This is a genomic window from Emticicia sp. 17c, assembly GCF_037153985.1.
In the GTDB taxonomy this organism is placed as follows: domain Bacteria; phylum Bacteroidota; class Bacteroidia; order Cytophagales; family Spirosomataceae; genus Emticicia.
In genome coordinates this window covers 428,368-454,668 of the sequence record NZ_JBBAYI010000001.1, presented here as the reverse complement: position 1 = coordinate 454,668, position 26,301 = coordinate 428,368, and the positions used below count along the sequence as shown (strand labels likewise).

The following is a 26,301-nucleotide window of genomic DNA, read 5'->3' as shown; positions in this document are numbered from 1 at the left end:
TAGTTTCAAGCTGTCTGAATTGTTTTAGGTTTTCTGATTTTGGTTTTCCAATAAGTCTTAAGTTTATCAAAATACACATCATAGATGTCTGAATCAAATAAGCGGGCATCGTTAGTGGCTTTGTAAAGAAAGTATATTCCGAAACCCAATAGGACAACATCGGGCATCCAGACCCCAAGTTTTACGTTCCAGACACCTTCTTTGGCATATTTATCACCCAATTGCATCAGCACGTACATCAGAATAAAAAATGTAATAGATAATACAACTGGCCAGCCGAATCCGCCTTTTTTAATAATTGAGCCCAAAGACGAGCCAATCAGAAACATAACAAAGCAGGCAAAAGCCATTGTAAATTTGTGCCATTTTTCTACTTCGGCCCTGTTAGCATCTTTAAGTTTACTGTTTTGTACGTCAACATTAACGGTAAAATGGTCGAGGGTACTTTTGGCCTGAGAAAAAGCCGTTTCAAATGACTCCATTATTTTTGATTCCTCATGAAGAGGCTTCATTCGTTCATCTATCCATTTTCCGGGTAGAATCACTCTTTTGTTAGCAGTATCTTTAATAATTTTCTTTAAATGGAACGTATAGAACTGTCCCATAGAAACTATTTCAGACTTTTTAGACATTTTTATTTCCCGATGAATAGAATCGATTTGTCTGTTAAGGGCTGAAACGTCTTTCATGTATTCATGATACTTAAACTGTGATTCATCGGTTCGTTTCATGCCGAAAGATTCCAACGGAAAAACTAGCTTATGTTTCTTGAAAGTATTTTTAACGAATCGTGTATCGTCATAATTACCACCTGAGGTATTTTTATACTCAATATAATTACCACCGTTATATAATTCAAACACCAGATAATTATTGTTAAGCATGGTATACATACGCCCCGAGTCGGCCAGCGTAACATTTACATTTCCGTCATTGTTACTATGGTTATAGATAGTTACACCTTTAAGGCTTTTGCCATCAGAATACTTTTGCGATACCTTGATTTTATAACCGGGAATTTCATTATAAAAAATTCCTTCCTTAATATTTAAAGTTACTTTAGTAGTTTTAACATCATACAACAGACTATAACCTTTCAGGTTGGCCCACGGGCTTACACTATTATTGAACCAGAAAGAGAAAACGCTAATACCAAAAGCAAAAACAGCAGTAGGTAGCAACACCCGCCAGATAGGAATACCAGAGGCTTTTATGGCAGTTAGTTCTGAGTGTTCGCCCAGATTCCCAAAGCACATCAAAGAGGCTAACAAAACAGCCAATGGAAGCGAAATAGGAACAGTAATTAAAGAAAAATAAATAAAAAGTTTTGCAAAAACGTCATAGCCTAAGTCTTTACCAACAAAATCGTCGAAGTAAAGCATCAGGAAACGCATTAAAAAAATAAAAACTACCACGCAGGTAGTTAATATAAAAGGTCCTATAAAAGACTTTATAACCAGAAAATCAATTCTCTTCATCAAATGACATCAATAATTGTCTGCAACAAAATTCTTAAATGAATTTCGTTTACACAAATTTATTAAGCATATTTAACAAATTAGCCTCCAACAATTTCGCGTAGCTTATCAACCATACCATCCCACAAATCCTCTAATTCCGAAACATCGTTATTATCAGAATTATCAATTACTTTAAAGAAAGTTGCATTGGTTAGTTCACTTTGTTCTAGTCTGAATTCGACATAGTTTCCTTTTTGTTCTTCATTGAGGAAGTCGAAGCGTGTAGCTTTGTTCATTCTCTGCGAGCTGAGTCGTGCAAGGTGGCTTTCGTTGTCCCAAACGAAATCAAAGTTACCATCATTAACATACTTCACTTTTGATGCAAACCATTGTTGCAAGCCCGAAGGAGTGCTGATATACTGGAATAAGACTTTAGGTGATGCCTTAAATTCGTACTCCCGTGTAAACTTAAATTTTCCCATATCAAAAAGTTTTAGGAATCATTCATACCCGAGATCATTTAGTATGAATGAATGATTATTTCAAGAATTTATATAATTTTTCCATAAAATCTGTTTTGATAGATTTTATTTTTTGCAATGTATGAAAACTTTCCCTAATTTTGCAACATAATATTAAAGAGCAGGGCTTAATAAAGCTTTTTTTTAATATTATTTCTACGGCGGGGTAGCTCAGATGGTTAGAGCGTAGGATTCATAACCCTAAGGTCGGCAGTTCGATCCTGCTCCCCGCTACTGAGTTCAAAAAGCCTTGATAATCAAGGCTTTTTGAATTTTGATACAGCACAACTGATGCTGGCTACAAAAATGCTCGCTGTGCATGACAATAAACAATGTTCCCCTAGCATCTATTTATACCTCTTATAATGGCATTATGCGGGGCTTTTTCAGCAAGAGAAACATTAAACAGTTTTGAAGTTCGCACCTAGCCCAATCAACTAACAAATCATACTTGCTAAGAATTATTTGACCCGTTCTTGCAATTTTTCGCTCACCTCTTGTAAGAATTTCGCTTTTCTTCCTGAAATTCTCTTACTTAATTCAGAGGCTTTCGTGTTCTCATAATATTTGATAGACCAATCGGCAAGTTCAACCAAAATTGGGAGCAAATCTGCTCCTTTTTGCGTAAGGCTATACACAAATTTCGACTTATTGGTAGGTGATACTTCTTTGACTAATATCTTTTCATTCTCCAAAGTACTTAGCCTGTTAGCCAGAATATTGGTGGCTATTTTTTCATCTGAAGTTAAAAATTCTCCATAAGAAACTTTTCCTTTCATCATTACATCTCTGATTATCAATAATGACCATTTGTCTCCAAAAATATCCAGCGAGCAACTCACCGGACAGTCCGAACGATTCTTATCCATAAAAATTTTTTAAAAGTACTTGCATTTTGCAATTTCTTTTTAAATTTGCACTTGCATTTTGCAACTACAAATTTAAACATTTTAAAATAGAGATTATGATTTTAACTTCAAAAAAAGTGAATGAAAACTATTTAAAGGTTTTTATTAACAACCCGCCGATAAATATGTTTGATCCGGCGTTTTCTTTAGAACTCAGAACATTGATGGACGAACTCGAAAACGATGAAAATCTGAAGGTAGTAGTTTTTGAAAGCGAAAATCCTGATTTTTTTATAGCACACCTAGAGCTATTACATGCCAATGACTTTCCGAAAGGAACAGGAAAAACCGGACTTTCACTTTCATGGCCAGATGTAGCCAAAAGATTACAGTTAGCTCCATTCGTGAGTATTGCTTCTGTAAGGGGTAGAGCTAGAGGTTTCGGAAGTGAATTTGCACAGGCAATGGATATGCGATTTGCCAGTAAAGAAAAAGCTCTTTTTGCACAGGTAGAAATAGGCATCGGTTCATTTCCGGGTGGTGGTGGAATGGAAAGATTACATTTGCTTACAGGCAAGTCAAGGGCGTTGGAAATTATATTGAGTGGCAACGATTTTGATGCTGATACGGCAGCTGCATACGGATGGATAAACAGAGCGGTTCCTGACGCTGAACTGGACGACTTTGTTGATAATCTAGCAAGACGCATTGCTGGGTTTGACAAAAATGCAATTGCAAGAATTAAAGAAATTCTCAACGAAAGAGCAGTAAGCCCGACAAATGAACAAATTCTGGATACACAAACAAAATTCTTTGAGTCTTTGCAATGGCCTGAAGCAACCAATCGAATAAAAGCCTTGTTTCAAAAAGGATTACAACAAAATGGTGAGGTAGAACTGAACTTACCTAAATATTTGTAAATATAAGATAAGGAACAATCTTAAAGTGGTAGTATATAAAGAAGCAGTTATAGGCTATACTATAACTGCTTTGCTTTTTATGATAAATATAATTATTGAGCTTTGCCAAATAAACTATGCCAGATAACCTCATAAACATCGGTTGCTGCTATTTCATCAGCTAGTTGTTGATTACTTATTAAAACTGGGTAAAACTCCTTCCCAACGTTTAAAGTCCCGTGTGAACCTTTAATCAAATCGGCTTTTAGAGGTATAACATCCATCCTATACCTGAATCCTAAAAGTTTGCGGCCTAATTTGTAAGCTGCTCTTAACTTAATAAAGGGGTTGTCGGGGTTCATGAACATTTCAACGGGGTCATAACCGGGTTTGTTATGAATATCAACGCTACGTGCATAATCAGGAGCTACTTTATCATCAAACCAATAGTAATAAGTGAACCAGCTATCTGCATCGGCCATCAAGACTAAATCTCCGGCTCTATCGTGGTTAATATGGTGTTTGCGCTTTTCTTCTTCATCCATAATCAAGGCAATTCCTTTAACTTTAGATAGTATTTCCTTGATTCTGGTCTTTTGGCTCAAATCATTGATGTATATGTGAGCAATCTGGTGGTCAGAAGCAGCAAATGCCTTTGATGCACCGCAATCCAGTAATTCCAGCCCGCTTTCAACCCTGACTGAAATCAAACCGTTTTCGCGTAAGATACGATTAATATGAATAGGGTTACTCACATTGTTAATGCCATATTCTGACAGCAGAATAACACGGGCATTCTTCTTTTCATAATAATTAACCAGTTCTTCAACTAGCGAATCTATTTCTTGTAAATCTTTTGCAATTTTACTGAAATCAACACCAAACTTCTGCAAGCAGTAATCAAGATGAGGAAGATAAATTAATGTTAATGTAGGGTCATGGTCTTTATCTACTTCCATGGATGCGTCGGCAATCCATTTTGAACAATCAATACTTGTATTAGGCCCCCAGAATTTGAACAAAGGGAATGTGCCAAACTTTGCCTGTAACTTATCTCTTAAATCGGCTGGATACGTATAACAGTCAGGAACTTTTACGCCGTCCGAGTGGTATTGAGGGCGTGGTGTTGCTGAAAAATCGGCCGATGAATACATATTGTACCACCAGAACATTTTTGATACCGTAAAATCTGGATTTTTACGACGGGCAGCTTCCCAGATTTTCTCTGCATGTACTAATTTGTTTGACTGTTTCCAGAATTTCATTTCACAGGCTTCTCTATCATACCAGCCATTTCCTACGATTCCGTGTTCATCAGGATTTTTACCTGTAACATAACAACTCTGTGACGTGGTTGTAACAGCCGGAAACGCCGGTTTTATATGAGTGAGACTGTTTCTGGCGATAAATTTTTGCAAAAATGGGGTGTGTTCACCAATCACACTTGTACTAAGCCCAACAATATCAATAACTACCGTTTTTTGCATGGTATTGAGTGATAAATCTATTTTAAAATGCCTTTTACCCATTTAATCTCACGAACGATAGAGTCGTTCAATGGTGCTTGAAACTCTTTTGGTAATACGCCCCAAGTATATGTTTCTACTTCCATGTGTTGTGTAAATGGTTTGTTTTTATGCACATTGAGCGTGTTTACAATATCGGCTTGTGTTGAGCCTATTAAACCATATTGCTCCAGAAAGAGAGGCACATGAAAATGTACTCGCCATGAGCTTATATCAGTGTTAAATCCGGCGATAGCTTCATTTAAATCAGGATACTTAACAAAGCTGCCGTCATGCTTTTGTGCTACTACCTGATGTAAATAAACAGGCTCATTGTATTGGGCTATAACTGAAAGTTTTTCTTCGGCCTGACTTGAGAAGTCAACTTTGAGGGCTGAGCTTATCTGAATTTTACCTACTTTCAGTTGTTCAGCATCCAGTTTGGCAATTACATTTTCGGGCGATTCAAAGCCAACAGCAAAATGACAAACATCATAGCATAACTGGATATGCGTTTTAATAGCTTCTGTGGCTTGTTCTGCACTCAAGCCTTTGTTTTGTAAATGCTTGATACCTAATGGCAGTAAGTAATCTTTGTACCAGTTTATATATTCTTCCGAATTTTCCAGAATCCCGTCTGGTTCGGGTTCTATATCCAGATGAAGTATTTTACCACTACTAGCCTTCAATTCCATAAGCACTTCAACCACTGTAATCATGTTTTGGGTTGCTATTCTTGTAGCTTCTTCAAGAGATTCAGGCGTTTCCCACCAAAAACGGTAGGAGAGAGGCGAGGTCGAAATACCACCTTCACTTAAGTTATCAGGTAAAAGTCTGGCAAGCAAACGAAACATCCTGATGGTGTAATCAACTCTTTCCTGTGTGGTCCAGTCGGGTGCATGGACTTTATCCTTAACAACAGTATGATGAAAGTTCCCGAATGGGAAACCGTTCATTGTAAAAACATAGCATTCGTTCGTTGTCAACCATTGCTGAAAGGTTTCAAAATTCTGAGGCTCTGATAAATCAATACTAGCCTGATTGGCCAGCCGTAACCCAATGCCCATTGGTGCGTTAGGGCATACCTGAGCCTTAATTTCAGGAATACTTTTTTGCAGAACCGCAAAATGTTCTTTCCAGTCTTCACCCGGATGTATATTACTACAATAACTTAGGTGTCCGTAGGGCGTATTCATAGTTTAATCAAGAGTTAGCTTTAATTGGTCTACGGCAAGTTTCATCAGATTAAAATCAACTTCATGAATCTCTTTACCTTGCCCTAGTTTTTCTAATATAGTTATGGTTAATCTTCCACCCAGATGTTCTCTGAATTCGTTAAGCCCTTCCCAGAGGTTTAATTTATCATTTTCCGCCAGCGACTCATGATAAAGCGTAAAGCCTAAAGTTTTCAGTAGTTTCAGAATCCGTGTGGTATCTTCTTCTGAAATGAGACCAAGTAACTTTGAATAAACTGAATCCAGCGCAATACCAATTGCTACGGCCTCACCATGGCGTATCCCAAAATTACTTAAATATTCTAACTTATGTGCAGCCCAATGACCAAAATCCAAAGGTCGTGCTGAACCCATTTCAAAAGGGTCTCCACTAGAAATATGATTCGTATGTAGCGCAGCAGAACGGAAAATCTGTTCATTCATTGGCTTCATTTCCCGATTGGCCATTGCTTGTGCATTGGCTTCGAGCCATTCAAAAAAAGCTAAATCTTTAATGAGTGCAACCTTTACAGCCTCTGAAATTCCTGAACGCCAGTCGCGGTCTGACAATGTTGTAAGGAAATCGGAGTCATTAAATACGGCTATCGGTGGCGAGAATGTGCCTAAAAAGTTCTTTTTGCCAAGAAAATTGACTCCATTTTTCACCCCCACACCCGAATCATTCTGTGATAGAACCGTTGTTGGAATACGAATATGCTTTACCCCACGATGCGCAATTGTTGAAGCATACCCGACCATGTCAAGAAAAGCTCCACCGCCGATTGCCGCTACAAACGAGTGTCGGTCAATTCCGTACTTATTAATGGCCAGTAGTGCTTTTTCAAGGTACTGAGGGTCGTTTTTTACTAGTTCGCCTCCGGGTAAAATTATGATTTCATCGGCCAGAATTAACTGATTCTGCCCTTTGAAATAAGCGTTGATATTTTCGGTCAGGGCTTTATGTTTTTCTGCTACACCTGAATCAACTAAAAATAAAATCTTTTTCTGAAAACTGGTATCTCCGTAGTTTGATAAAAAACTGATAAAATCTTTGTTTTCAGGCGAAAAAAGACTTTGGGTGAAAATTATATTGAACGAGTAAGGAACCTGAAAAGACTGCTGAATGACACTCATCTAAATCTGAAATAAAATTAATAAAATTACTGGCCGCTTTGCTAGGTTACTGCAAACAGCCTTGCCAGCCTAATAGAGATTGGTAATAAGCATAAAACTGCCAGTGCAAAAATAATATTGCCCGAAACACTTACCCATGCGGTGTTCATCACAATGAGTGACAGCACACCAGCTTTTACAGCCTTTCCGATGTTGGCTCCAATCGGATTACCTATTGCAGTAATTAAAGGCTTGAAAATCAGGTAAATATGTAAAGCTACAAAAGGCGCAGCCAATAAAAGATTACCAAGTATAAACGAAATATATAACTGAGCTATACTAACCAGTACATAAAGTATTGCGGCAAAGTACAGGGTATTTTTGTTGCCACCGTGTACTTCTCCACGGCTAATCATGGTTATGGCTGCTATGTAGCATACAGGTAGAATTCCAATAAGCCACCAATTTGTTACCGAACTTTCGATGATACTCATTCCTAAAACAAGGTTTCCACCTCTACAAAGCCCCATGTTGATAGGGCCTAAAAAAGAATGATGTTTACCGTATTTGTCATAAATCAAAGCGCAAAGAGCTACCGATAATGCTATGCCGGCACTAACAGGACTATTTAACCAAGCGGCTATTACGCCTATGGTTAGTAGCAAAACACCAAAAATAGTTGCATTAGCCTTTGTAACTTTTCCGCTTGGAATTACCCTTTCAGGACGTTCCACTTTGTCAAGCTCTAAATCAAAAATATCGTTAAAAACAATACCTCCGGCATACAGCCCTATGGTTGAAATACATAAGAAGATGGCTTTAGGAATATGAATATCATAAAGCGGAGATGAAAAAGAGGCTATGGCAACTCCCGCCAGAATATCGGAAATGGCTGTAATGACATTGGCAGGGCGCGTAAGTTGTAAATAGGGTTTTATCTTCAAGGTTTTGGAATTTGTTCAGGTATTTTCTTGCTTATTAATGGGCTTAAGACCATTAAGTTATGGTAACCGTTAGCTATTTAACTGATAATAATTGAGTTTTTATCAACTCTTGGTATTTGTCCACCGCGTAAAACGGTATTACCATTATATTTAAGGCTCTGGTCAATGACCATTGGTGTTTCAAAATCTGTTATGTCAATTTGTCCGCTTTGAGCGAAGGCATCAATAGCATTCTGATAAGTAACACGTCTGATATCTTCATCAGAAATGCCTTTTATTTTCATTAGAGCGGCAGTTTTGGGTACTGCTAGTGGGTCGCTGATACCCCAATCAGCAGCTGAATTAACCATTATGCGTTCAGAGCCATATTTTTTTACAATTTCTACCATGCGCTCGTTACCCATTTTGGTAAACGGATAAATAGTAAAAGCAGCCCAGAATCCTTTTTCTAATACACTCTCAACGGTTTCTTCGTTGTTATGGTCGATAATTACCATGCTTGGGTCAATGCCATGTTCGAGTGCAATAGACATACTTAGTTCGGTTCCTTTCTTTTTATCTCTGTGGGGGGTATGTACCTGTACAGGTAAATTAGCCTCTTTTGAAAGTTCAAGTTGAAGTCGATAGTATTTTTCTTCAGCGGCAGTCTGGTCATCAAATCCAATTTCACCCACACCAACTACTCCTTCTTTATAAAGAAAAATAGGCAATATTTCCATAACTTGTTCGGCTAATGCTTCATTGTTAGCCTCGCGGGAATTGAGACCAATGGTGCAATAATGTTTGATGCCGAACTGTGATGACCTGAACCTTTCCCAACCTACAAGGCTACTAAAATAATCTTTGAACGAGGCCAAACCCGTTCGCGGCTGCCCTAGCCAGAAGGCTGGTTCAATGATGGCTACTACACCTGCATCAATCAAAGCCGTGTAATCATCAGTAGTACGAGAGGTCATGTGAATATGTGGGTCGAAAAACTTCATTCCCTTAATATAATCGGTGTAGTTGGCCTGTATATTTTTAGAGGTTTCGAGTTCTTCGGCACTTCCTTCAAAATGCGAAGGATTTTGTGATATTTCTTCGTGTTTCTGACACATCTTTTTAATAGTAAATTTGTAATACCCCTTTAGTTTTCTAGTGTTTTCCAGCTTAAAACACCATCTGTAACCTGTTGTGATAATTCCTGATGATGAGCTAAGGCTGCTTTAGCCGCCGCATAATTAGTTTCTTTAGAAACCAAAACCGCAGCTAGGTGGTCTGACTGGGCTGTAGACTGGAATAGATGTTCGATGTCGGGCCATATTGTTTCATTCATAAACCCACTTACCAAACGCCATGCTTGTGATGGAATAGTACGGCCTGCCGACCAACGCTCATGTGCAAGATAAGAAATAGAGTTTGCTAATTCCTGATTAGCGCGTTCATCTAAGCCTTCAATCAGGTGTATAGGTTTATCATTAAAAATACATTTTAGTACCAACTGGTTCCAGGCAAGCTCAGAAAAATGTTTTTTAGGAAAAGGATTCTGAAAAGCAATTGCATCGAAAACAGGGCCTATGTTTGACCTTACGGCATTGGTTGCGCGAAGCATCCAGTTCTCAGGGTAGGCTAAAAATGGAAGAGCTGAGATTAGAGCCACCGCCTCGTTATTTTCGGCGGTGTCGAAGAGTGTGTCGAGGGTGTTTGTATATACATCTTTATCGGAACTGTCGAGTTTTGTAAGAAAATAGGCTCTTACTAATTTGTCGAGTGTCCAGTTCTGAAAAGACACACCATCGATGCCATCAGTAGACTGAATAATATTTTTGCTAATAAACCTTGGGGTAGCAACGAATGCTGTTTGCAAGGTCTGTAAACTTCCGCTGGCTTTCGTCTCAATCCAACTTATCTCTTTGGCCGATGCTTGAGATTTTATTATATCAAGCAACAAAGCAGAATAATTCATTTGGTTAGGCACTTTGTATTAATTTCAAGCAAATCTAAAGAAGAATTTTGAGCTTCGTGTAGTATTTATGCAAAAAATTAAGATTAAAATCGACTAATTAGCCAATTTCGTAGGGCGAACTAACACAAAACAAAGAAACAAAAGAAAGCGATATAATCAGATATGATAATATCGTTGAGTTCTTTGTCAATGTATATTGATTAAAAATTTACCTTCAAGGGTGCGTTGTTGGATTCCATTGAAATGATTTTCAAGTACTACCCGAAAACTGCCACCCACTTGTGTAGCATTAACGTTTGAAATTTCAATAAAACCGCTATCCAAACGGGAAGGTGTAAAATCAGCACCATCGTTAAAATAAATATTGTTTATACTCAGGTCTGTAAAACGGCCTTCAACTGTAATAGGAGATAAATCAAGATGAAAATGCTCATTCTTGTACCCAAAGGCTTCCAAATGAGCTTTTTCATTTTCCCAACTGCCTTCAATTCTTTCCAGCATTATATAATCCTCATCTTCAATGAATTTTATATTCAGGTACGAATATGGCTTTATTATATTATCTGTCTGGCAGGCTATACAACATAAACAGAGCCATAACATTCCAAGCAATTTATTCATGGCCATGTAAAGGTATCCTAGTTCTGTTTCTTAATTATTCCTGAGTAGTTTCTTTTATTTCTTCACTGGCGTTGGTGATAACCGTATCGCCCGGTTTTAAATCTCCATAAATTTCAATCTTATCAGGTGTATAATTTCCTGTACTTACATCAACCTTTCTGATTTTCCCATTGTCAGATAGCAAAACATATTTTCGTTCGGTAGAAGTTATAATCGAAGATTTAGGAACGATTAGTGCATTTTTATTACCTTTTGAATAAATCACAACATCGGCATACATACCCGATGCAAGAAGCCCATCTTTATTTATTACATCTACCTCAATTCTTTCGCTACGGTACTGTGCGTTTATGCTTCTTGATTTCCTACTGATTTTCCCTCTTAGTTTTTTTCCTTGAAGCGCACTTACATAAAAAGAAAGTGTATCGTTTTGATGAAGGTTAACGGCAAGGTGTTCTGGCACATCAATCTGTAAGCGTAGGTGTTCAATCTGTTTTAATTCAAGCATAGGTTTGTCTTTAGCCATGGCACTTACCAAAGCTCCAGGATGAATATTACGCTCGGTAATTACACCACTGAAAGGCGCAACTACTTTCAGGTAGTTTGTCATTGTTTTTTGCATATCCCAGTTAGCTTTTTCGGCGTTTACAACGGCGGTATCGGCATTCATTTTTGCTTTAATAGTCGATAAATCCATTGGAGATACCGCTCCCTTTGTTTTAGAGGCCTCAAGCAAACGCTGATAATGTTCTTTATCTACCGAAAAATCTGCATTTGCCTTAACAAATTTTTCTTTGGCTAGTAATACAGCCTGTTCCAGTTCTGGTGCTTCTAACTCCATAAGTAAACTGCCTTTATTAACGTGCGAGCCAATATCGACCCACACATTTTTTACATAACCGTTTACTTTTGGGAAGATACTGACTTCCTGATAGGCATTTAACTGTGCAGGAAGGCGCAAGGTAGATGCTACACCACCACTTTCAACCTTAGCAAACTGATATGACTGTGGTTGAGTTTTAGGCCCCTCTTTTTTCTTTTCTTCGGCTCTGTTTTCAGTACAGGAGCTAAGTAATATATTAGCCAATAATACTATCAGGCAATATTTCATATAGGTATTAAAGATTTGTGTTTTCATTTTCAGGTAATAGAGAAACTGATTTAAAAGATGCTTTTTGCTGAATCCATGCATATACTAATGGAACTATGAGAAGTGAGGCAAACGTAGAGAAAATTAGCCCCCCAATAACAGCGCGGCCTAGTGGTGCTGACTGGTCGCCCGCCTCGCCGAGGCCACTTGCCATCGGAACCATTCCGGCAATCATGGCAAGGCTCGTCATGAGAATAGGACGGAAACGAATACTTGCGGCCATTACTGCGGCTTTAAAAGGGTTTTGATAACTAATTCTTAAAGACTCTGCATTGGTAACAATTAGAATAGCATTCGCAACTGATACCCCAATACTCATGATAATGCCCATGTAAGACTGTAAATTAAGTGTAGAGCCTGTTGCCAGAAGTAACAGGAGAGACCCCAACAAAACGGCTGGGACTGTCGATAAAACAGACAAGGCTACACCGAACGACTGATAATTTGCTGCCAACAATAGAAGAACCACAACAATAGCAACACCCAGACCCGTCTGAAGTGAATCGAGCGTTTCGGTTAATAGTGATGACATACCCTTTACTTCTACCAACATTCCTTTGGGTGGTGTTCCTAAGCGGTCAATAACTTTATGAACATCGCTACTAGCTTTTCCCAAGTCTTTTTTATAAATATTTGCACTTACGGTCAGGAATCGTCGTGGCCCTGTTCTATCATATTGCCCGGGTAGGGTGTCAACTGTCATTTGCGCTATATCAGAAAGTACAGGCCGTGCTTTGCCTTTCACCAATGAGATAGATTGAAGTTGTTCCATGGAGTTCATAATATATTCTGGAACTTGTACCTGTACCTGATATGTATATGAAACTTTCTGGTCGAGCCATTGTACTTTTTCTGTGAAACGACTTGACGACGTAGCATCTGTGATACTACGGGCAACTTCGTTCAGATTAAGACCCATTTGTGCCAGTCTGAATCGGTCAATATTTATTTTTATTGTAGGAAATTTAAGCGGCTGCGCTATTTGTACATCCCTTAAGTAACTTATCTGGCGGAGGCTGTCAACCAATCGGCGTGAATAATATTTAATATCCTCGAAGTTTTTACCAATTACCCTCACTTCAATTGGGGTGGCAGCACCTTGCGCCATTATCTTTTCGGTAAGTTCGATAGGTTCAAAAGAAATACGGATATTCGGGTATACTTTCTTGATATTCTCGCGAAGTTTGTCTTTTAGTTCATCCAGATTCCCTTTAAAATGTTCGCCAATATTAGCTTGCATGATGGCCTCGTGCGTACCACTATTAAAAACATACAGGTTACTTGACCCATAGCTACTAGGAATAATACCTACATAAACGGAGGTCATGTCTACACCACCTGCAACAGTCGAATCCATAATGGCTAGAATACCCTTTACATCCCGTTCTGTTTTTTCAAGTCTTGTACCATCCGGCCCTTTAATACGTAATTGTAATTGCCCGTTGTTCGTTTTAGGAAGCAGGTCTTTCCCAATAATGTAAAAACAAAAACCGGTAGCAACAAGTGTTAAGAACAGATAAGAAATAACAATAAGTCTTCTCGACGAAATACCTTTTTCAACAAAAGCAGCCAGCTTTATCTTCATTCTTTGAAAAAAAGAATTGTCATCTTCATGTTTTTTATCTTGTTTGGTGTGTTCTTCCACTTCGTTGATTTCGCCCTTATCTAACGCAAGGCCTGCATGGGCATGAAATTCGTTATGATGATACTGAAACATTTCCTGTTTCAATAACCAGTTTGAAATAACAGGTACAAGTGTTTGTGCCGCAATAAATGACACTATCATAGCAAACCCAATCGATAGCGATAGGGGCAAAAACATGGCTCTTGGAACGCCCGTCATAACGAAAGAGGGGGCAAAAACAGCCAGAATACAAAGTAGGATTAGCAATAGAGGAAATGATATTTCCTGACAGGCATCAAGAATGGCTTGTTTTTTTGTTTTCCCCATTTCCAGATGTTGGTGTATGTTTTCGATACTTACCGTAGCTTGGTCAACCAATACACCAATGGCAAGAGCCAAGCCACTAAGAGTCATAATATTAATGGTTTGGCCTGCCATTTTAAGGAATAATATACCAATTAATATTGATACCGGAATGGTAATAATTACAACAAGACTACTGCGCCAGTCTTTCAGGAACAGCAGAACCATAAGCCCTGTAAGAATGGCCCCAAGAATCCCTTCTGTCATAAGGCTTTTTACGGCATTAATCACAAATACCGACTGGTCGAACTCATAGCTTACGTCTACGTCGTCAGGCAATAGACTTTTCATTTCAGGTAGCTTGGCTTTTAACCCTTGCACAACCGACCACGTTGAAGCATCGGCTGTTTTAACAATAGGAATGTAAACCGACCTTTTGCCATTTACAAGGGCGTAGTCAACGGTTACATCTGAAGCATCTGATACAGTAGCAATGTCATGAATGAATATAGTTGCAGACCCGTTGGTAATTAGAGGAATATCTTCAAAATGCTGAACTTTCTCTTCTAAAGAGTTAACACTCGTAACATACATTAAATCGTTTACGCGTAAATTGCCTGAAGGGGTCATGGAGTTATTTTTTGAAATTGCTTCCACAACCTGATCGGGTGATAGATTATAGCGTCTAAGTTTTTCAGGGTCTACATTCACAACGATTGAGCGTGAGTTTGCACCCAAGGCATGAGGGGCTGTAAGCCCCGGTACAGTAGCAAACATCGGGCGGATATAAGTAGAGGCTAAATCGTATAATTCTTTGAGCGATTTAGTTTTACTATCAAAAACTAATTGCCCGACTGGCATTGAAGAGGCATCAAAACGAATTACTTGTGGGGGTAAAGCACCGGGTGGGAAAAACTTGGATGCACGGTTTACCTGTAATGCTACCTGAGCCGAGGCCTCGGCCATGTCAGTATCTTCATAAAATGACAACTTGATAAATGTAAGCCCTTGTATATTTTTGCTTTCAATGTTTTTAATACCATTTACATATAAAAACTGCTCTTGCAAGCGTGTAGCAAAAAAACCTTCCATTTGCTGTGGAGACATACCACCGTAAGACTCAATTACGTAAATGGTGGGTAAATTAAGCTGAGGAAAAATATCAATAGGAATTTTACGGATTGCCATTGCTCCAAACAAAATCAATCCGGTAAACAGCACTACTATTGTAATGGGTCTTTTTAAAGCGAATCGTACCATAGATTTAATAGTTAGCTTATATAGCTAGTGGTTGTATATTTATAGGAAAGGGTTGCTTAGTTGCTATTTACCTGACTGAGAAATATAGATAAATTCCCGATTGATGCAGCCTTTAATAATAAAGCGCGCCAAACGTTATTTGTAGCAATCGACTGGTCAACTTCGGCTCTGTTTAGCAATAAAAAGGCTTGCGAAACCTCTAGTAATGTAGCCAGACCTGAATCATAACGTGCAGTGGCCTGCTGATAAGCCCCCTGTGCAGCCATTGTTTGTATTGGTGCTTCACGAGCCTGTTGGATTGCCAGTTCAATCTGAATATTGGCATTGGCATTCTGGCTACTTAAGCGTAGTTCTTGCTGATTAAGAAGTTGTTGAAATTGCTCAGCCCTTTGTAATTCTGCTGAAACTTCATGCCTGATGCGGTAAATCGGAGTTAAGTTCCAGCTAATGCCTACACCTAACAGGTAATTTCCTACTTGATAGCCCAGCCCGTCGGTGATTTTTGAACTGTAAGAATCTTTGGCGTTATTGACTCCAGAGCCACGTCCCCAAACTGAGGCGTTAAGGATAATACTCGGATAATATGATTTTCTGATTGCGATGGAACGGGCTTTTGAAAAATCAATCTGAGCATTAAAAACTTTCAGGATCGGGTTTTGAAAAACATCTGCTTTTTCTTGGGAGATGAGGGGCAATTTTTGAAAAAACTGCATTGAATCTGCCTGAAAATTGCCATTACTAACGCCCATCAGTTCATTTAGCCTAATCCGTTGGGTGCGTTCGTTTTGCTGGCTTTGTAGCAATAATAATTTTGCCTTCGAAACCTCAGCACTTGCAAATGAACTGTCGATGCCGGCGCGTAAGCCTGAAATTACTTTGGCATTGGTTACATCTCTGAAAGTAATTGCCCGTTGGAGGTTAACTTCCTGAATACGTACTGTTTTCTGAAAAACTAACAAAGAAAGGTAGGCATCAGCTACTTTAACCTGATGTTGAAATAACTCATTCTCGTAATCATACTCCTGCCGGATGAGTGCTTTCTGGGCTACATCAATATTGGCTTTAACTTTTCCGAAGGTAAATGCCTGCCAGTTTACTTGTATGTCGGTAAGGCTGCCCCACACTGGCTGATAAATATTGTTACTGCGAATACCCCCCGAAACAGCCGGAAAAGCCCCTTGCATAGGAAATGTTGCACCTGCAAGGCTATTATTTGTTGCAAACTGGTATTGGTCTTGTATGATTACATCGGGTATACGCCCCTCGGTCTGGGCTGCCTTTAATGCAAATTCCGAAGCTGTTCTTTCGGCTTTTTTGGCTTTTATACTTGGGTAGTTCTTAATTGCCGAATCAATTGCTTCCGATAAAGTTATTCTGTGTGGCTCAGAAACAACATCCTGACAAAAAGCGATTCTACTAATCAAAAAACAGCTTACTAACAAATACTTTTTTCTCATCTAAACAAGGATAATTAAGGCAAGTGGTTAAGACTAAAAGCAAAAGTCATGGCACTACCTTAGAAAGTCCTTAGTGTAAAATTAAAATTTTCTTAAATTGTTAAATGAGGTAAGTATACAGTGAAAGTTGAACCTTTCATTAATTCACTATGAATGGTAATTCGCCCGCCATGCAGATGAACAATTTTCTGGCAGATAGATAAACCTACGCCAAAGCCTTGTACTTCGATTACGTTTTCGCCTCGGTAAAATGGCTCAAAGATATTAGATAGCTCCTCGGTCGGAATACCCATACCTGTATCGGTTATTTTAACAATACAATCTTTATCGTCAAAATCAATATACACATCTACGGGTTGGTTATTGCTATATTTCAGGGCGTTATCGAGCAGGTTCAGAAAGGCATTCTGGAGTAGGGCTTCATTCCCTCTGACTATTGTGAGGTGTTCGTCAGAAGGTATCCTGATAAAATTTGTTCTTATAATTACATCAGGTTTATTACTTTTAATAGTATTCCTGACTGTAAGGAGTAATTCTTCGATACGGATATTTTCGATTCTTGAATTGTTGATGCCATCAAGTGGGCGGGCCAATTGTAATAAACTGTTCGATAGCAATATCAGCTTGTCGGTATCTTCCAGAATATTATGTAATATTTTTTCATACTCGGCTAAACTTAATTTTTCTTCCAACCCCAACTGAACTTCTGACTTTATGGCGGCCAGTGGGGTTCTTAGTTCATGCGAAGCGTGTGATACAAAACTTCTTTGCTGTTCAAAGCCTAACTCTAATCGGTTCAGCATCAGATTAAAGTTGCGTGCTAACTCCGCTATTTCATCATGACTTTTGCCTTCGTCTACGCGCTTCCTGAGGTTTTGTGCAGTAATCTGGTCAATCTGATGGTTAATAATCTTGATAGGTTGCAGTGCCTGACCCGCGTAGAACATCCCACTTATGATAACAACTAAAATAATTAATAGAAAACTGATTAATAAGGTTTGGCTAAGGCTTTTAAGGTTATTTTGTCCTTCAACGTCAATTCCTGATTCTATTACTATGAAATTATCGTATTTGCCTTGAAATAATATACCTAGGCTTTCTCTTTCTTTAATTTTGAATTCTACCAGTTTTTGTTGTTTAATCTGGTTAAGAAGTTCCAGATTAATATCTTTTTCTTTCTTTTCAGGATTTGAATAAATAAGTTCATTGCGGGTGTTAAAAACCTGTACTTCTTCACCAATGAGTCTGTTTACAGACGTTTTGTCCATAATTCGGAGTAACTCCGGCGAAAAACCCTTAACATCTGCCAAGAGCCTTGCAGTAGTAATGGCCCTTTTGCTAAGCCGGCCACGAAACGTATCTCGGCGTTTCTGGTCTTCGCGGTAATAAATAAATCCTGAAAAAATTAATAGATTAAAGGCAACTATTAAGGAAAACTGTAAAACTATTTTGTATCTGATTTTCATTTTTCTCTTAAAATGTATCCTAGCCCTAGTTTTGTGTGAATCAATTTAGGCTCAAAATCTTTATCAATTTTTTTGCGCAGATAATTAATATAAACCTCAATAATATTAGTACCCGAATCGAAATTTAAGTCCCATACGTTCTCTGCAATATCCATTTTTGAGAGGACCCTGCCTCTGTTTCTTACCAGATACTCAAGTAAAGTAAATTCACGGGCAGTTAAGTCAATAATTTTACCAGAACGAACCGCAATTTTTTTATCCAGATGTATTTCGAGGTCGGCCACGCGTAATACTTCTTTTATAGGTTGTATGGGTGTTCTTGAGGCCCGCCTGAGCAGGGCATTAATGCGGGCAAATAATTCTCTGAAATCGAAGGGTTTTACAATGTAATCGTCTGCACCGTTATCTAGCCCTTCAACTTTATCTTCAACTTCACCCATGGCAGTAAGCATCAGAATAGGTATGCTTGGTTTATAGCCACGCACAGCAAAACATACATCGAAGCCATTCATCTGAGGAAGATTGATGTCAAGAATAATTAAATCGAATGGAAGAGATAGTGCTTTTTTTAGCCCGTTGTGTCCATCAAATGCTACATCCGATAAAAAACCTTTTTTTGATAATCCTTTTACCAGATTATCCGAAATACGACGGTCGTCTTCTATGACAAGTATATTTTTCTTTTCCACGGCCTCTAAATGATAGTAACTAGTATAAACCGCAAATATGCTGTGGTAACTTAGAAACAGATTAACATGAAATTAAAAAAAACTTAAAATCCAGAAGCAAATGCAAGTCCTTTGTAAATGAGTGTTAGAAAGTAAAGATAAAGCTCAAAAAGCTTTTTATTTAATGAAGGATTTCAAAAACGAGCCTTTTTAAAATATCTCCCTCTTTTTCATCTCCCGAATCAACACCTTTAGATTTCAAATCTGCTATTTTCAATGAATGAATTATTGCCATTACTTTAGGTAAAGAATAATTACGCGACGCATTGAGGTAATCTTTGGCAAAAAAACTGTTTACTTTTAATAAACTGGCAATGCTACTCTCTGACTTATCGGCTGAAGCATGCACCAGTAATACTTTGCTGAAAAAATTATATAATATAATAAGTATGGGTTGAATAGGGTTATCTTTCGGATTATTTTCAAAATAAATGATTATCTGATTAGCCTTTACTACGTCTCTCAGGATAAGTGCTTTTTGTAGTTCAAATACATTATACTCTTTGCTGATGCCTACAAATTTCTGGATGGTATCGGCATCGATACCTTCGCCGAGTTTTACGTTTAATATAACCTTATCTACTTCGCCTGTGAGTCTTTTTAAATCATTGCCAATGTGTTCTATCAGTAATTGAATGGCTTTCATACTGATTTTTACACCTTTTGAGTGACAATAATCAGCCATAAACTCTGGCAACTGGTTATCATAAAACTTTTTTGAATTGTAAAGAACTCCGTTTTTATTAAATGCTTTAATCCAGCTTTTACGTTCGTCCTGTGCATTACCAAAAGCCAATATCAGAATTGTGGATGGAAGCGGCTGTAAGGCATAGTCTTCAATTAATTTCTGATTCTCTTTCTGCTCAATTCCTTGTATCTGGTGTGCATCTTTTACAATAATTAATTGTTTTTCAGCCATCATCGGAAATCTTCGGGCATAATTGAGTAATGAACCTACGTTGAGGTCTTTACCAAAAAGAACGAATTCATTAAAGCCCTTTTCATGAACAGGAATAGCCAGACTTTGTATTTTATCAATAATCTGTTCAATATGGTAAGGTTCTTCCCCATGAAGCAGATACAAGGGTTTAATATTATCTCTTTTGATTGATTTTAATAACTCTGACATCTCCTCTAGCTTTTATTTGATACAATAATATGTTGATGGGTGTAGTTTTTATCAGTCAGGAAATCAGTACAAACACGAATAATTTCTGGGAAAAAGATTTTAAAATTTTCGTCAAAAAAATCATAATGTGCCTTCATATCCTCAACAGCATTTTCCATGTTTGATTTAAACGCCGTTCTCTTGGCAATGCCTGCTAACGACCTTTCAATGCCCCATAGTTCACCATAATTTTTTAGCCAATCGTGTTTAATCATTGACTCAATCATGGGTTTCATCTTTTCAGGTAAAATGGTCCAATGCTTGATAAATGCCTCATGGACCCGCTTCCTGAAACTGTCGAAAGGTTCAGTTGAATAACTATACCAGTGTTTTGATAAATAATGGTCAAAATAAATGTCTATGACAACTGCTGCGTATTTATGGTAATTCTGATAGAGTACAGTTTTGCAGGTACTTACTGTTGAATGTGTGTCAGTAAAACTATCAATGAGCCTGTGTAATAGAATACCATTCTTGATGTTTTCTGAAAAATGTTGGTTGCGTGGATGTTCAATTCTACCTACCACAAAATCTTCTAACAGATTTCCAACTAAAATTTCTTCATTATCGCCTGATAGAAATAAATGTGCTAAAAAATTCATTTATAAAAGATAGAATTTGTACGTTTGCGACAAAGTTATAAAATAAGAATAATCAAATATTCAAAATTACATACATTTATCCCTAAAGTTTAAATACTATGAAAGTTGAAGCAAGAAAAGTAGTTACAGCAGTCTACGAATTATCGGTTGGTGAAGGTGATGAGCGTGAAATAATAGAGGTGTCTGACGAAAACGACCCAATTGTGTTTATTCATGGGATGAGTGGATTACCAGAAGCCTTTGAAAGAAATCTGCTAGGATTAAGTATTGGTGATACTTTTGACTTTTCGATAAGTTCAGATGAAGGTTATGGTGATGTTGACATTGAAGCAATTGTGGATTTTCCGATAGAAAACTTTAAAATTGAAGAAGGAAAAGTGCCGGAAGGAATGCTCGAAATCGGAAATTACATTCCGTTTTCTAATGAAGAAGGACACCGTATGAATGGAAGGGTGGTAGAAGTTACGCTAGAGTATGTAACACTTGATTTTAATCACCCGCTAGCTGGTGAAACTTTGCATTTTAACGGCAAAGTTCTTGCTATCAGAAATGCAAATCCTGATGAAATAGCGCACGGTCATGTGCATGGTCATGGGGGTGTAATTCATTAATTACACCCAAATTCAACTACTTCAATTCCGAATTTCTTTAAGAACTCGACGCCTTCGTCGGTAGGTATGCCTTTGTATTTAGCGTAAGATTCTAAATAGACTACCTTTTTAATTTTCATTGTAAAAATAACCCTGGCACAAGCAATGCAAGGCGAAAGAGTTACATACAGCGTTGAACCTTCAAGATTAGCTCCGTTTTTTGAGGCATACAAAATTGCATTTTGCTCGGCATGTAATGCCAGAGAACAGCTTCCTTTTGAATCTCGCGGGCAGCCCTCATTCGGAAAATCTTCATCACAGTTCTGTGTGCCAGATGGCGGGCCATTATAACCAATAGAAATGATTCTTGTATCTTTTGCCAGAACTGCTCCAACCTGTGCTTTTACACAATGTGAACGTTGAGCCAGATTCTTGGCCAAGTCCATAAATATTTCATCAAAATTTGGCTTGCTATTAACAAGTTTTTCCATTTTAGCTTTTTTTGAATGCCTTTTTAGGGTGTTAGTAATGTTAAGAACGAACAGGCAAAGCTAATTCTAAAATACGAGAACCTATTTATGGTAAGATGTTTTTTTGATTGATATGTTGCTATAAGACGGCTATCCGCTTAACAACTCGCTCTTGTTTTGAAACAACGTTCATGAGATAGTTGCCAGGGGGGAGGTCATAAGTTTTTAGGGTTACAATTGTGCTTGGATAATCAGCAAATGATTCTTTGTAGATGCTCCTGCCAAGCATATCAGTTAGTGTAATTGTAAAATCCTGAAAGTCGGGTAATAAAACTCTCACCTGAATGTTGTCTTTGGTTGTTGGATTAGGTAAAACACTTACATTAAGTGTTTGAGATGGGGGAAGCTGAAATTTAGCATAGTTAACTACCCTTTTTCTGCGCTGGCTTAATTCAAGAACAGCCCTCATGCGTTGTTTTTGGCCTTCGGTAAAAATATTCATACATGAGTCAGGCGAATAATCCATGTAATCTTCAATCAGGTTTCTTGTGCGTGTTCCAAAACAGGTTGAAAAAATATCTTTACAAAATGCAGTGCTATTTGAACCAGCAGCAGGGGGAGTGTCTTCCACGTAGTCGGTTCCGCAACGTTCGTCACCCCAAGTATGAATCAAGCCAAGCCAATGACCCACTTCATGTGTAGTTGTACGCCCAAAACTATATAGCCCATCCTTGTTTGTGCCACTTTTCTTTCCAAAAACACGATAATCAATAAAAGCACCATCAAGGCTTTCACCCGTATCGTCACTTAATCCATCAATAGTTTCAGCATAAGGAAATTCAGCATAGCCGATATAAGGCGTTCTGAAAGTTGCAACCCAGATATTGAGGTATTTGTTGCTATCCCAGTATGATAAGTTTGAAAGCCTTTGCCTATCGGCATCGTTTACTAAATTGTAGTCAGTTGTTGCACTATAATTGCGCGTAATTCCGTTTGTTGGGTCTCCTTTAGGGTCAATGGTAGCCAGAAAAAACTCAATTTGGGTATCAGCACCAATTGGGCTGTTATTATACCCCATTGTTCCATCTTTTCGTCGGTAATCTTCATTCATTACTTTTATCTGAGAGAATATCTGTTCATCAGGAATATTATTACCCTTAATAGCATTATCTTGCTGGTTATGAATAATGTGGACAACCACAGGAATCCTGATAACTTCATCAAGGGCCGCTGCTCGTCCGCGATTATTTTCTGCTGCAAGATAATTCTGCATCATTTCTTCAAATTTCATTTTTCTGACTGCACGAGCAGGCGACTCCAGTAATTTGATGGAATCTCTGGCAGCATTGGCACAAAAATGTTTTTTTTGTGCCAATACCTGAAGGCAAATCAAGACCAGAAGCGGAGTAAAATATAAACTTTTTTTCATACCAACAAGACGAATTACGACTGACGTATGGTTGCAACGTTTTTTAATTTAAGTATACTATTTACTCTCTGCTTTTTCGTAGGCATTAAGAATATCTCTTACCAGTCTATGACGAACTACATCACGCCCGTCTAGTTCCACAAAGCCAATACCGCTAATATTTTTAAGAATTTCAAGGGCATCAGCCAAACCTGATTTCTGGTTTTTGGGTAAGTCTATCTGTGTTTTATCGCCAGTAATGATTGTTTTTGAAAGAGGCCCCATACGTGTCAGAAACATTTTTATTTGCATGGGTGTGGTATTTTGTGCCTCATCGAGCAAAATAAATGCGTTGTTGAGGGTTCTACCTCTCATGTAGGCTAATGGCGCAATTTCAATGGTACGATTCTCGATATAAAACTTTAGTTTTTCTGCTTGAATCATATCATCAAGTGCGTCATAGATGGGCCTTAAATAAGGGTCAATTTTTTCTTTTAAATCTCCCGGTAAAAAACCCAGATTCTCGCCTGCTTCAACGGCTGGGCGAGTAATAATTATTTTTTTTACCTCTTTATCTTTAAGGGCTTTAACCGCCAAAGCTACCGCTGTGTAAGTTTTTCCTGTACCTGCTGGCCCTGTGGCAAAAACGATGTCATGATTTCTGGCAGCTTCAATCATTTTTTTCTGATTAGCTGTTTTTGCTCTTACTACTACACCTTTGGTGCCATAGAGAATTACGTCGTCGTCAACGGCTTCATGATTAGCCGATTCGATGTCTTGCTGGATATAGTTTTTAACTTGTTCGTTGCTCAAACGACCGTATTTCTGGTAGTGTTCAAGCAATGACTCAAGAATATCTGAAATTTTGTTTATTTCTGTATTATTCCCTTTAATTAATATCTGGTTTCCCCTCGAAATAATCTTGCTCTCTGGAAAGGCCGCTGCTACTGCTTTGATATTACTATTTTCTACTCCGAGAAAATCAATCAATGAGATTTCGTCTAATGTGAAAACTTTTTCTGTCAAAATACTTAATGAATTTGGTTAATGTGTATTGAATAAATATGTATATTACATAACAATTCAGACTAAGATTTAGTTTTTTAGTCTATATCCTGAATGTGCTTTATTTACTTCTCTAAAACTATAACAAGTGGTACTTGAAAACTTTTTAATGCAAACCAAACTTATACTTTTAATTCTTATCCAAAAATCAAAAATTATTCACAATATCTAATGTTTTTTCCACAAAAAATTAACGATAACAAAGGTTTTCATTGATAATCAACCGTTTAGGCTTTAACAGATTCATGCTAAAATTAAGGCTTTGTTTTATGTAAAAGTATTTTTTCTTAACATTGCATTAATATTATGGAACAAATGTACCCAAATAATCAATTAAACCGAAACGCAAACCAAAGAGGATTTGGTAAAAATCTTTTTCTTGAAACTGTGCGTAGTGAATCAGGTAAATTACCGCCTCAGGCTATTGAGCTGGAGGAGGCCGTGTTGGGTGCTTTAATGATTGAAAAAGATGCGCTCACAACAGTTGTAGATATTCTGCAACCTGCTAGTTTTTACAAAGAGGCGCATCAGCGTATTTATAATGCAATTCTTCAGCTTTTTGGCAAATCTGAACCGATCGACTTGCTAACTGTTACAGCACAGTTAAGGTCGATGGGTGAATTAGAATTTATAGGTGGGGCTCAGTATCTGGCACGCCTTACTAGTAAAGTCAATTCAGCATCGAATATCGAATGGCATGCCCGTATCATTTCGCAGGCTGCTATTAAACGGGATATGATTCGGGTAGCGGGTGATATTCTACGCGATGCTTTTGAAGAAACTACCGATGTATTTAATCTTTTAGATAGAACTGAGCAAACTTTTTTTGAGATTTCGGAACGAAATATCAGGAAAAGCTATGCCGATGCAAGCGCAATTATGCGTGCTACCATCGAAGAACTTGAGAAAAAGAAAAATAATAAAGATGGCTTAACAGGTGTTGCCAGTGGTTTTACGGAGCTTGACCGAATTACCAGCGGCTGGCAAAATACTGAATTAGTTATTATTGCTGCGCGGCCTGCCATGGGGAAAACCGCTTTTGTGGTGTCTGCCATGCGTAACGCTGCCGTTGAGTGGAATACCCCTGTTGCTATTTTTTCATTAGAGATGTCATCAACGCAGCTAATGCTACGGATGATTTCAGCAGAAGCTGAAATTGATAGTGAAAAACTTAGAAAAGGAACCCTCGAAAATCATGAATGGCAGCAACTGCACCACAGAATTGACCGTTTATCAAAAGCACCTATTTATATAGATGATACTCCGGCTTTATCTGTGCTTGAATTAAGAGCTAAATGCCGCCGTTTAAAGGCTCAGTTTGATATTGGGCTGGTTATTATTGATTACCTCCAACTTATGACAGCCGAAGTAGGCGGCGGTAAAAGTGGTAACCGTGAGCAGGAAATTGCTACTATTTCACGTTCGTTGAAAAATCTTGCCAAAGAAATAAATGTACCCGTGATAGCTCTTTCTCAGTTAAGTCGTGCCGTAGAAACCCGTGGAGGTGACAAACGCCCGCAGTTGTCTGACTTGCGCGAGTCTGGGTCTATTGAGCAAGATGCCGACATGGTAATGTTTTTGTATCGTCCTGAATACTATAAGATTACACAGGATGAAAACGGAAACCCAACCACTGGTGTTGGTGAGGTAATTATTGCAAAAAACCGTAGTGGTACTGTTGATACAGTTCGATTAAGATTTATAGGTAAATATACAAAATTCACTGACCTAGATGGGTTCTATACACCAATTCAAGAAGGATTCAGTGATTTTAATGCTCCTAAGCCATTTCCGACAACCAATGCCTTAGATAGTTTTGAACAGGGTGGGGGAAGCCCTAATGCTGGTGCAGGTGGTGCTATAACCTTTGGTAGTAAAGCTAATCAGCCTCGTAATCTCGACGATGAGAAAGAATTTCCTTTCTGATTTGTATTTATTTT

The 26,301-nt window shown here is 38.1% G+C and carries 23 protein-coding genes and 1 tRNA gene; 4 read left to right on the top strand and 20 right to left on the bottom strand.

Annotation, left to right across the window (positions count from 1 at the left end):
- Positions 1–5: 5 nt before the first annotated feature.
- Both WAA15_RS01955 and WAA15_RS01950 read right to left on the bottom strand, forming a co-directional pair.
- Positions 6–1,478 (bottom strand): LptF/LptG family permease, encoded by a 1,473-nt coding sequence (locus WAA15_RS01955; protein ID WP_337040692.1) that lies wholly within the window; start codon positions 1,476–1,478, stop codon positions 6–8.
- Positions 1,479–1,558: 80 nt separating this feature from the next.
- Positions 1,559–1,942, bottom strand: coding sequence for an START-like domain-containing protein (locus WAA15_RS01950; RefSeq protein WP_337040691.1), 384 nt, complete (start codon positions 1,940–1,942; stop codon positions 1,559–1,561).
- A gap of 199 nt (positions 1,943–2,141) precedes the next feature.
- Here WAA15_RS01950 and WAA15_RS01945 point away from each other — a divergent pair.
- Positions 2,142–2,215: transfer RNA gene (locus tag WAA15_RS01945), tRNA-Met, on the top strand.
- 227 nt (positions 2,216–2,442) lie between these two features.
- On the opposite strand, the gene WAA15_RS01940 is transcribed toward WAA15_RS01945, so the two are convergent.
- Positions 2,443–2,850, bottom strand: coding sequence for a winged helix-turn-helix transcriptional regulator (locus WAA15_RS01940; RefSeq protein ID WP_337040690.1), 408 nt, complete (start codon positions 2,848–2,850; stop codon positions 2,443–2,445).
- A 95-nt stretch (positions 2,851–2,945) separates the two neighbouring features.
- Here WAA15_RS01940 and WAA15_RS01935 point away from each other — a divergent pair, with 95 nt between their 5' ends.
- On the top strand, positions 2,946–3,749 hold the full coding sequence (locus tag WAA15_RS01935) for an enoyl-CoA hydratase/isomerase family protein (RefSeq protein WP_337040689.1): 804 nt from the start codon (positions 2,946–2,948) through the stop codon (positions 3,747–3,749).
- Positions 3,750–3,841: 92 nt separating this feature from the next.
- On the opposite strand, the gene WAA15_RS01930 is transcribed toward WAA15_RS01935, so the two are convergent.
- From WAA15_RS01930 to WAA15_RS01865, 14 genes are all read right to left on the bottom strand, one after another.
- Positions 3,842–5,215, bottom strand: coding sequence for an alkaline phosphatase family protein (locus WAA15_RS01930; RefSeq protein ID WP_337040687.1), 1,374 nt, complete (start codon positions 5,213–5,215; stop codon positions 3,842–3,844).
- A 17-nt stretch (positions 5,216–5,232) separates the two neighbouring features.
- Positions 5,233–6,429, bottom strand: a complete 1,197-nt coding sequence (gene eboE, locus WAA15_RS01925; RefSeq protein ID WP_337040686.1) for a metabolite traffic protein EboE — start codon at positions 6,427–6,429, stop codon at positions 5,233–5,235.
- A gap of 3 nt (positions 6,430–6,432) precedes the next feature.
- Positions 6,433–7,581, bottom strand: a complete 1,149-nt coding sequence (locus WAA15_RS01920) for a 3-dehydroquinate synthase (RefSeq protein WP_337040685.1) — start codon at positions 7,579–7,581, stop codon at positions 6,433–6,435.
- Positions 7,582–7,622: 41 nt separating this feature from the next.
- Positions 7,623–8,504, bottom strand: coding sequence for a UbiA-like protein EboC (gene eboC / locus WAA15_RS01915; protein ID WP_337040684.1), 882 nt, complete (start codon positions 8,502–8,504; stop codon positions 7,623–7,625).
- Between the two features lie 77 nt (positions 8,505–8,581).
- Complete coding sequence (locus tag WAA15_RS01910; protein WP_337040683.1) at positions 8,582–9,601, bottom strand: TatD family hydrolase; 1,020 nt, start codon at positions 9,599–9,601, stop codon at positions 8,582–8,584.
- 29 nt (positions 9,602–9,630) lie between these two features.
- Positions 9,631–10,449 (bottom strand): EboA domain-containing protein, encoded by an 819-nt coding sequence (locus WAA15_RS01905; RefSeq protein WP_337040682.1) that lies wholly within the window; start codon positions 10,447–10,449, stop codon positions 9,631–9,633.
- Between the two features lie 186 nt (positions 10,450–10,635).
- Entirely contained in the window at positions 10,636–11,070 is a 435-nt protein-coding gene (locus WAA15_RS01900) for a hypothetical protein (protein ID WP_337040681.1), read from the bottom strand.
- A gap of 34 nt (positions 11,071–11,104) precedes the next feature.
- Positions 11,105–12,208, bottom strand: a complete 1,104-nt coding sequence (locus WAA15_RS01895; RefSeq protein ID WP_337040679.1) for an efflux RND transporter periplasmic adaptor subunit — start codon at positions 12,206–12,208, stop codon at positions 11,105–11,107.
- Positions 12,189–15,407 carry an efflux RND transporter permease subunit gene (locus tag WAA15_RS01890; protein ID WP_337040678.1) on the bottom strand — a complete coding sequence of 1,073 codons (3,219 nt, stop codon included), beginning with the start codon at positions 15,405–15,407 and terminating at the stop codon, positions 12,189–12,191. Before WAA15_RS01890 ends, WAA15_RS01895 begins: the two co-directional genes overlap by 20 nt.
- A gap of 56 nt (positions 15,408–15,463) precedes the next feature.
- Positions 15,464–16,864, bottom strand: a complete 1,401-nt coding sequence (locus WAA15_RS01885) for a TolC family protein (RefSeq protein WP_337040677.1) — start codon at positions 16,862–16,864, stop codon at positions 15,464–15,466.
- A gap of 92 nt (positions 16,865–16,956) precedes the next feature.
- Positions 16,957–18,330, bottom strand: a complete 1,374-nt coding sequence (locus WAA15_RS01880) for a HAMP domain-containing sensor histidine kinase (protein ID WP_337040676.1) — start codon at positions 18,328–18,330, stop codon at positions 16,957–16,959.
- Complete coding sequence (locus tag WAA15_RS01875; RefSeq protein WP_337040675.1) at positions 18,327–19,019, bottom strand: response regulator transcription factor; 693 nt, start codon at positions 19,017–19,019, stop codon at positions 18,327–18,329. The genes WAA15_RS01880 and WAA15_RS01875 overlap by 4 nt, the downstream gene beginning before the upstream one ends.
- A 160-nt stretch (positions 19,020–19,179) precedes the next feature.
- Positions 19,180–20,187 (bottom strand): DNA polymerase III subunit delta, encoded by a 1,008-nt coding sequence (holA, locus tag WAA15_RS01870; RefSeq protein ID WP_337040674.1) that lies wholly within the window; start codon positions 20,185–20,187, stop codon positions 19,180–19,182.
- A 5-nt stretch (positions 20,188–20,192) separates the two neighbouring features.
- Positions 20,193–20,828 carry an acyl carrier protein phosphodiesterase gene (locus WAA15_RS01865; protein ID WP_337040673.1) on the bottom strand — a complete coding sequence of 212 codons (636 nt, stop codon included), beginning with the start codon at positions 20,826–20,828 and terminating at the stop codon, positions 20,193–20,195.
- A gap of 98 nt (positions 20,829–20,926) precedes the next feature.
- Here WAA15_RS01865 and WAA15_RS01860 point away from each other — a divergent pair, with 98 nt between their 5' ends.
- Complete coding sequence (locus tag WAA15_RS01860) at positions 20,927–21,439, top strand: FKBP-type peptidyl-prolyl cis-trans isomerase (RefSeq protein ID WP_337040672.1); 513 nt, start codon at positions 20,927–20,929, stop codon at positions 21,437–21,439.
- Here the strand turns inward: WAA15_RS01860 and WAA15_RS01855 are convergent.
- The 3 genes from WAA15_RS01855 to WAA15_RS01845 form a co-directional block, all read right to left on the bottom strand.
- Positions 21,436–21,909 carry a deoxycytidylate deaminase gene (locus WAA15_RS01855; RefSeq protein ID WP_337040670.1) on the bottom strand — a complete coding sequence of 158 codons (474 nt, stop codon included), beginning with the start codon at positions 21,907–21,909 and terminating at the stop codon, positions 21,436–21,438. The two genes, WAA15_RS01860 and WAA15_RS01855, sit on opposite strands and share 4 nt — an antisense overlap.
- Positions 21,910–22,027: 118 nt before the next feature.
- The gene (locus WAA15_RS01850) at positions 22,028–23,317 is read right to left on the bottom strand and encodes a M43 family zinc metalloprotease (RefSeq protein WP_337040668.1); all 1,290 of its coding nucleotides are present in this window, start codon (positions 23,315–23,317) and stop codon (positions 22,028–22,030) included.
- A gap of 57 nt (positions 23,318–23,374) precedes the next feature.
- Positions 23,375–24,322 carry a PhoH family protein gene (locus WAA15_RS01845; RefSeq protein WP_337040667.1) on the bottom strand — a complete coding sequence of 316 codons (948 nt, stop codon included), beginning with the start codon at positions 24,320–24,322 and terminating at the stop codon, positions 23,375–23,377.
- Between the two features lie 345 nt (positions 24,323–24,667).
- On the opposite strand from WAA15_RS01845, the gene dnaB reads away from it, so the two are divergent.
- Positions 24,668–26,287, top strand: coding sequence for a replicative DNA helicase (dnaB, locus tag WAA15_RS01840; RefSeq protein WP_442892737.1), 1,620 nt, complete (start codon positions 24,668–24,670; stop codon positions 26,285–26,287).
- Positions 26,288–26,301: the final 14 nt, after the last annotated feature.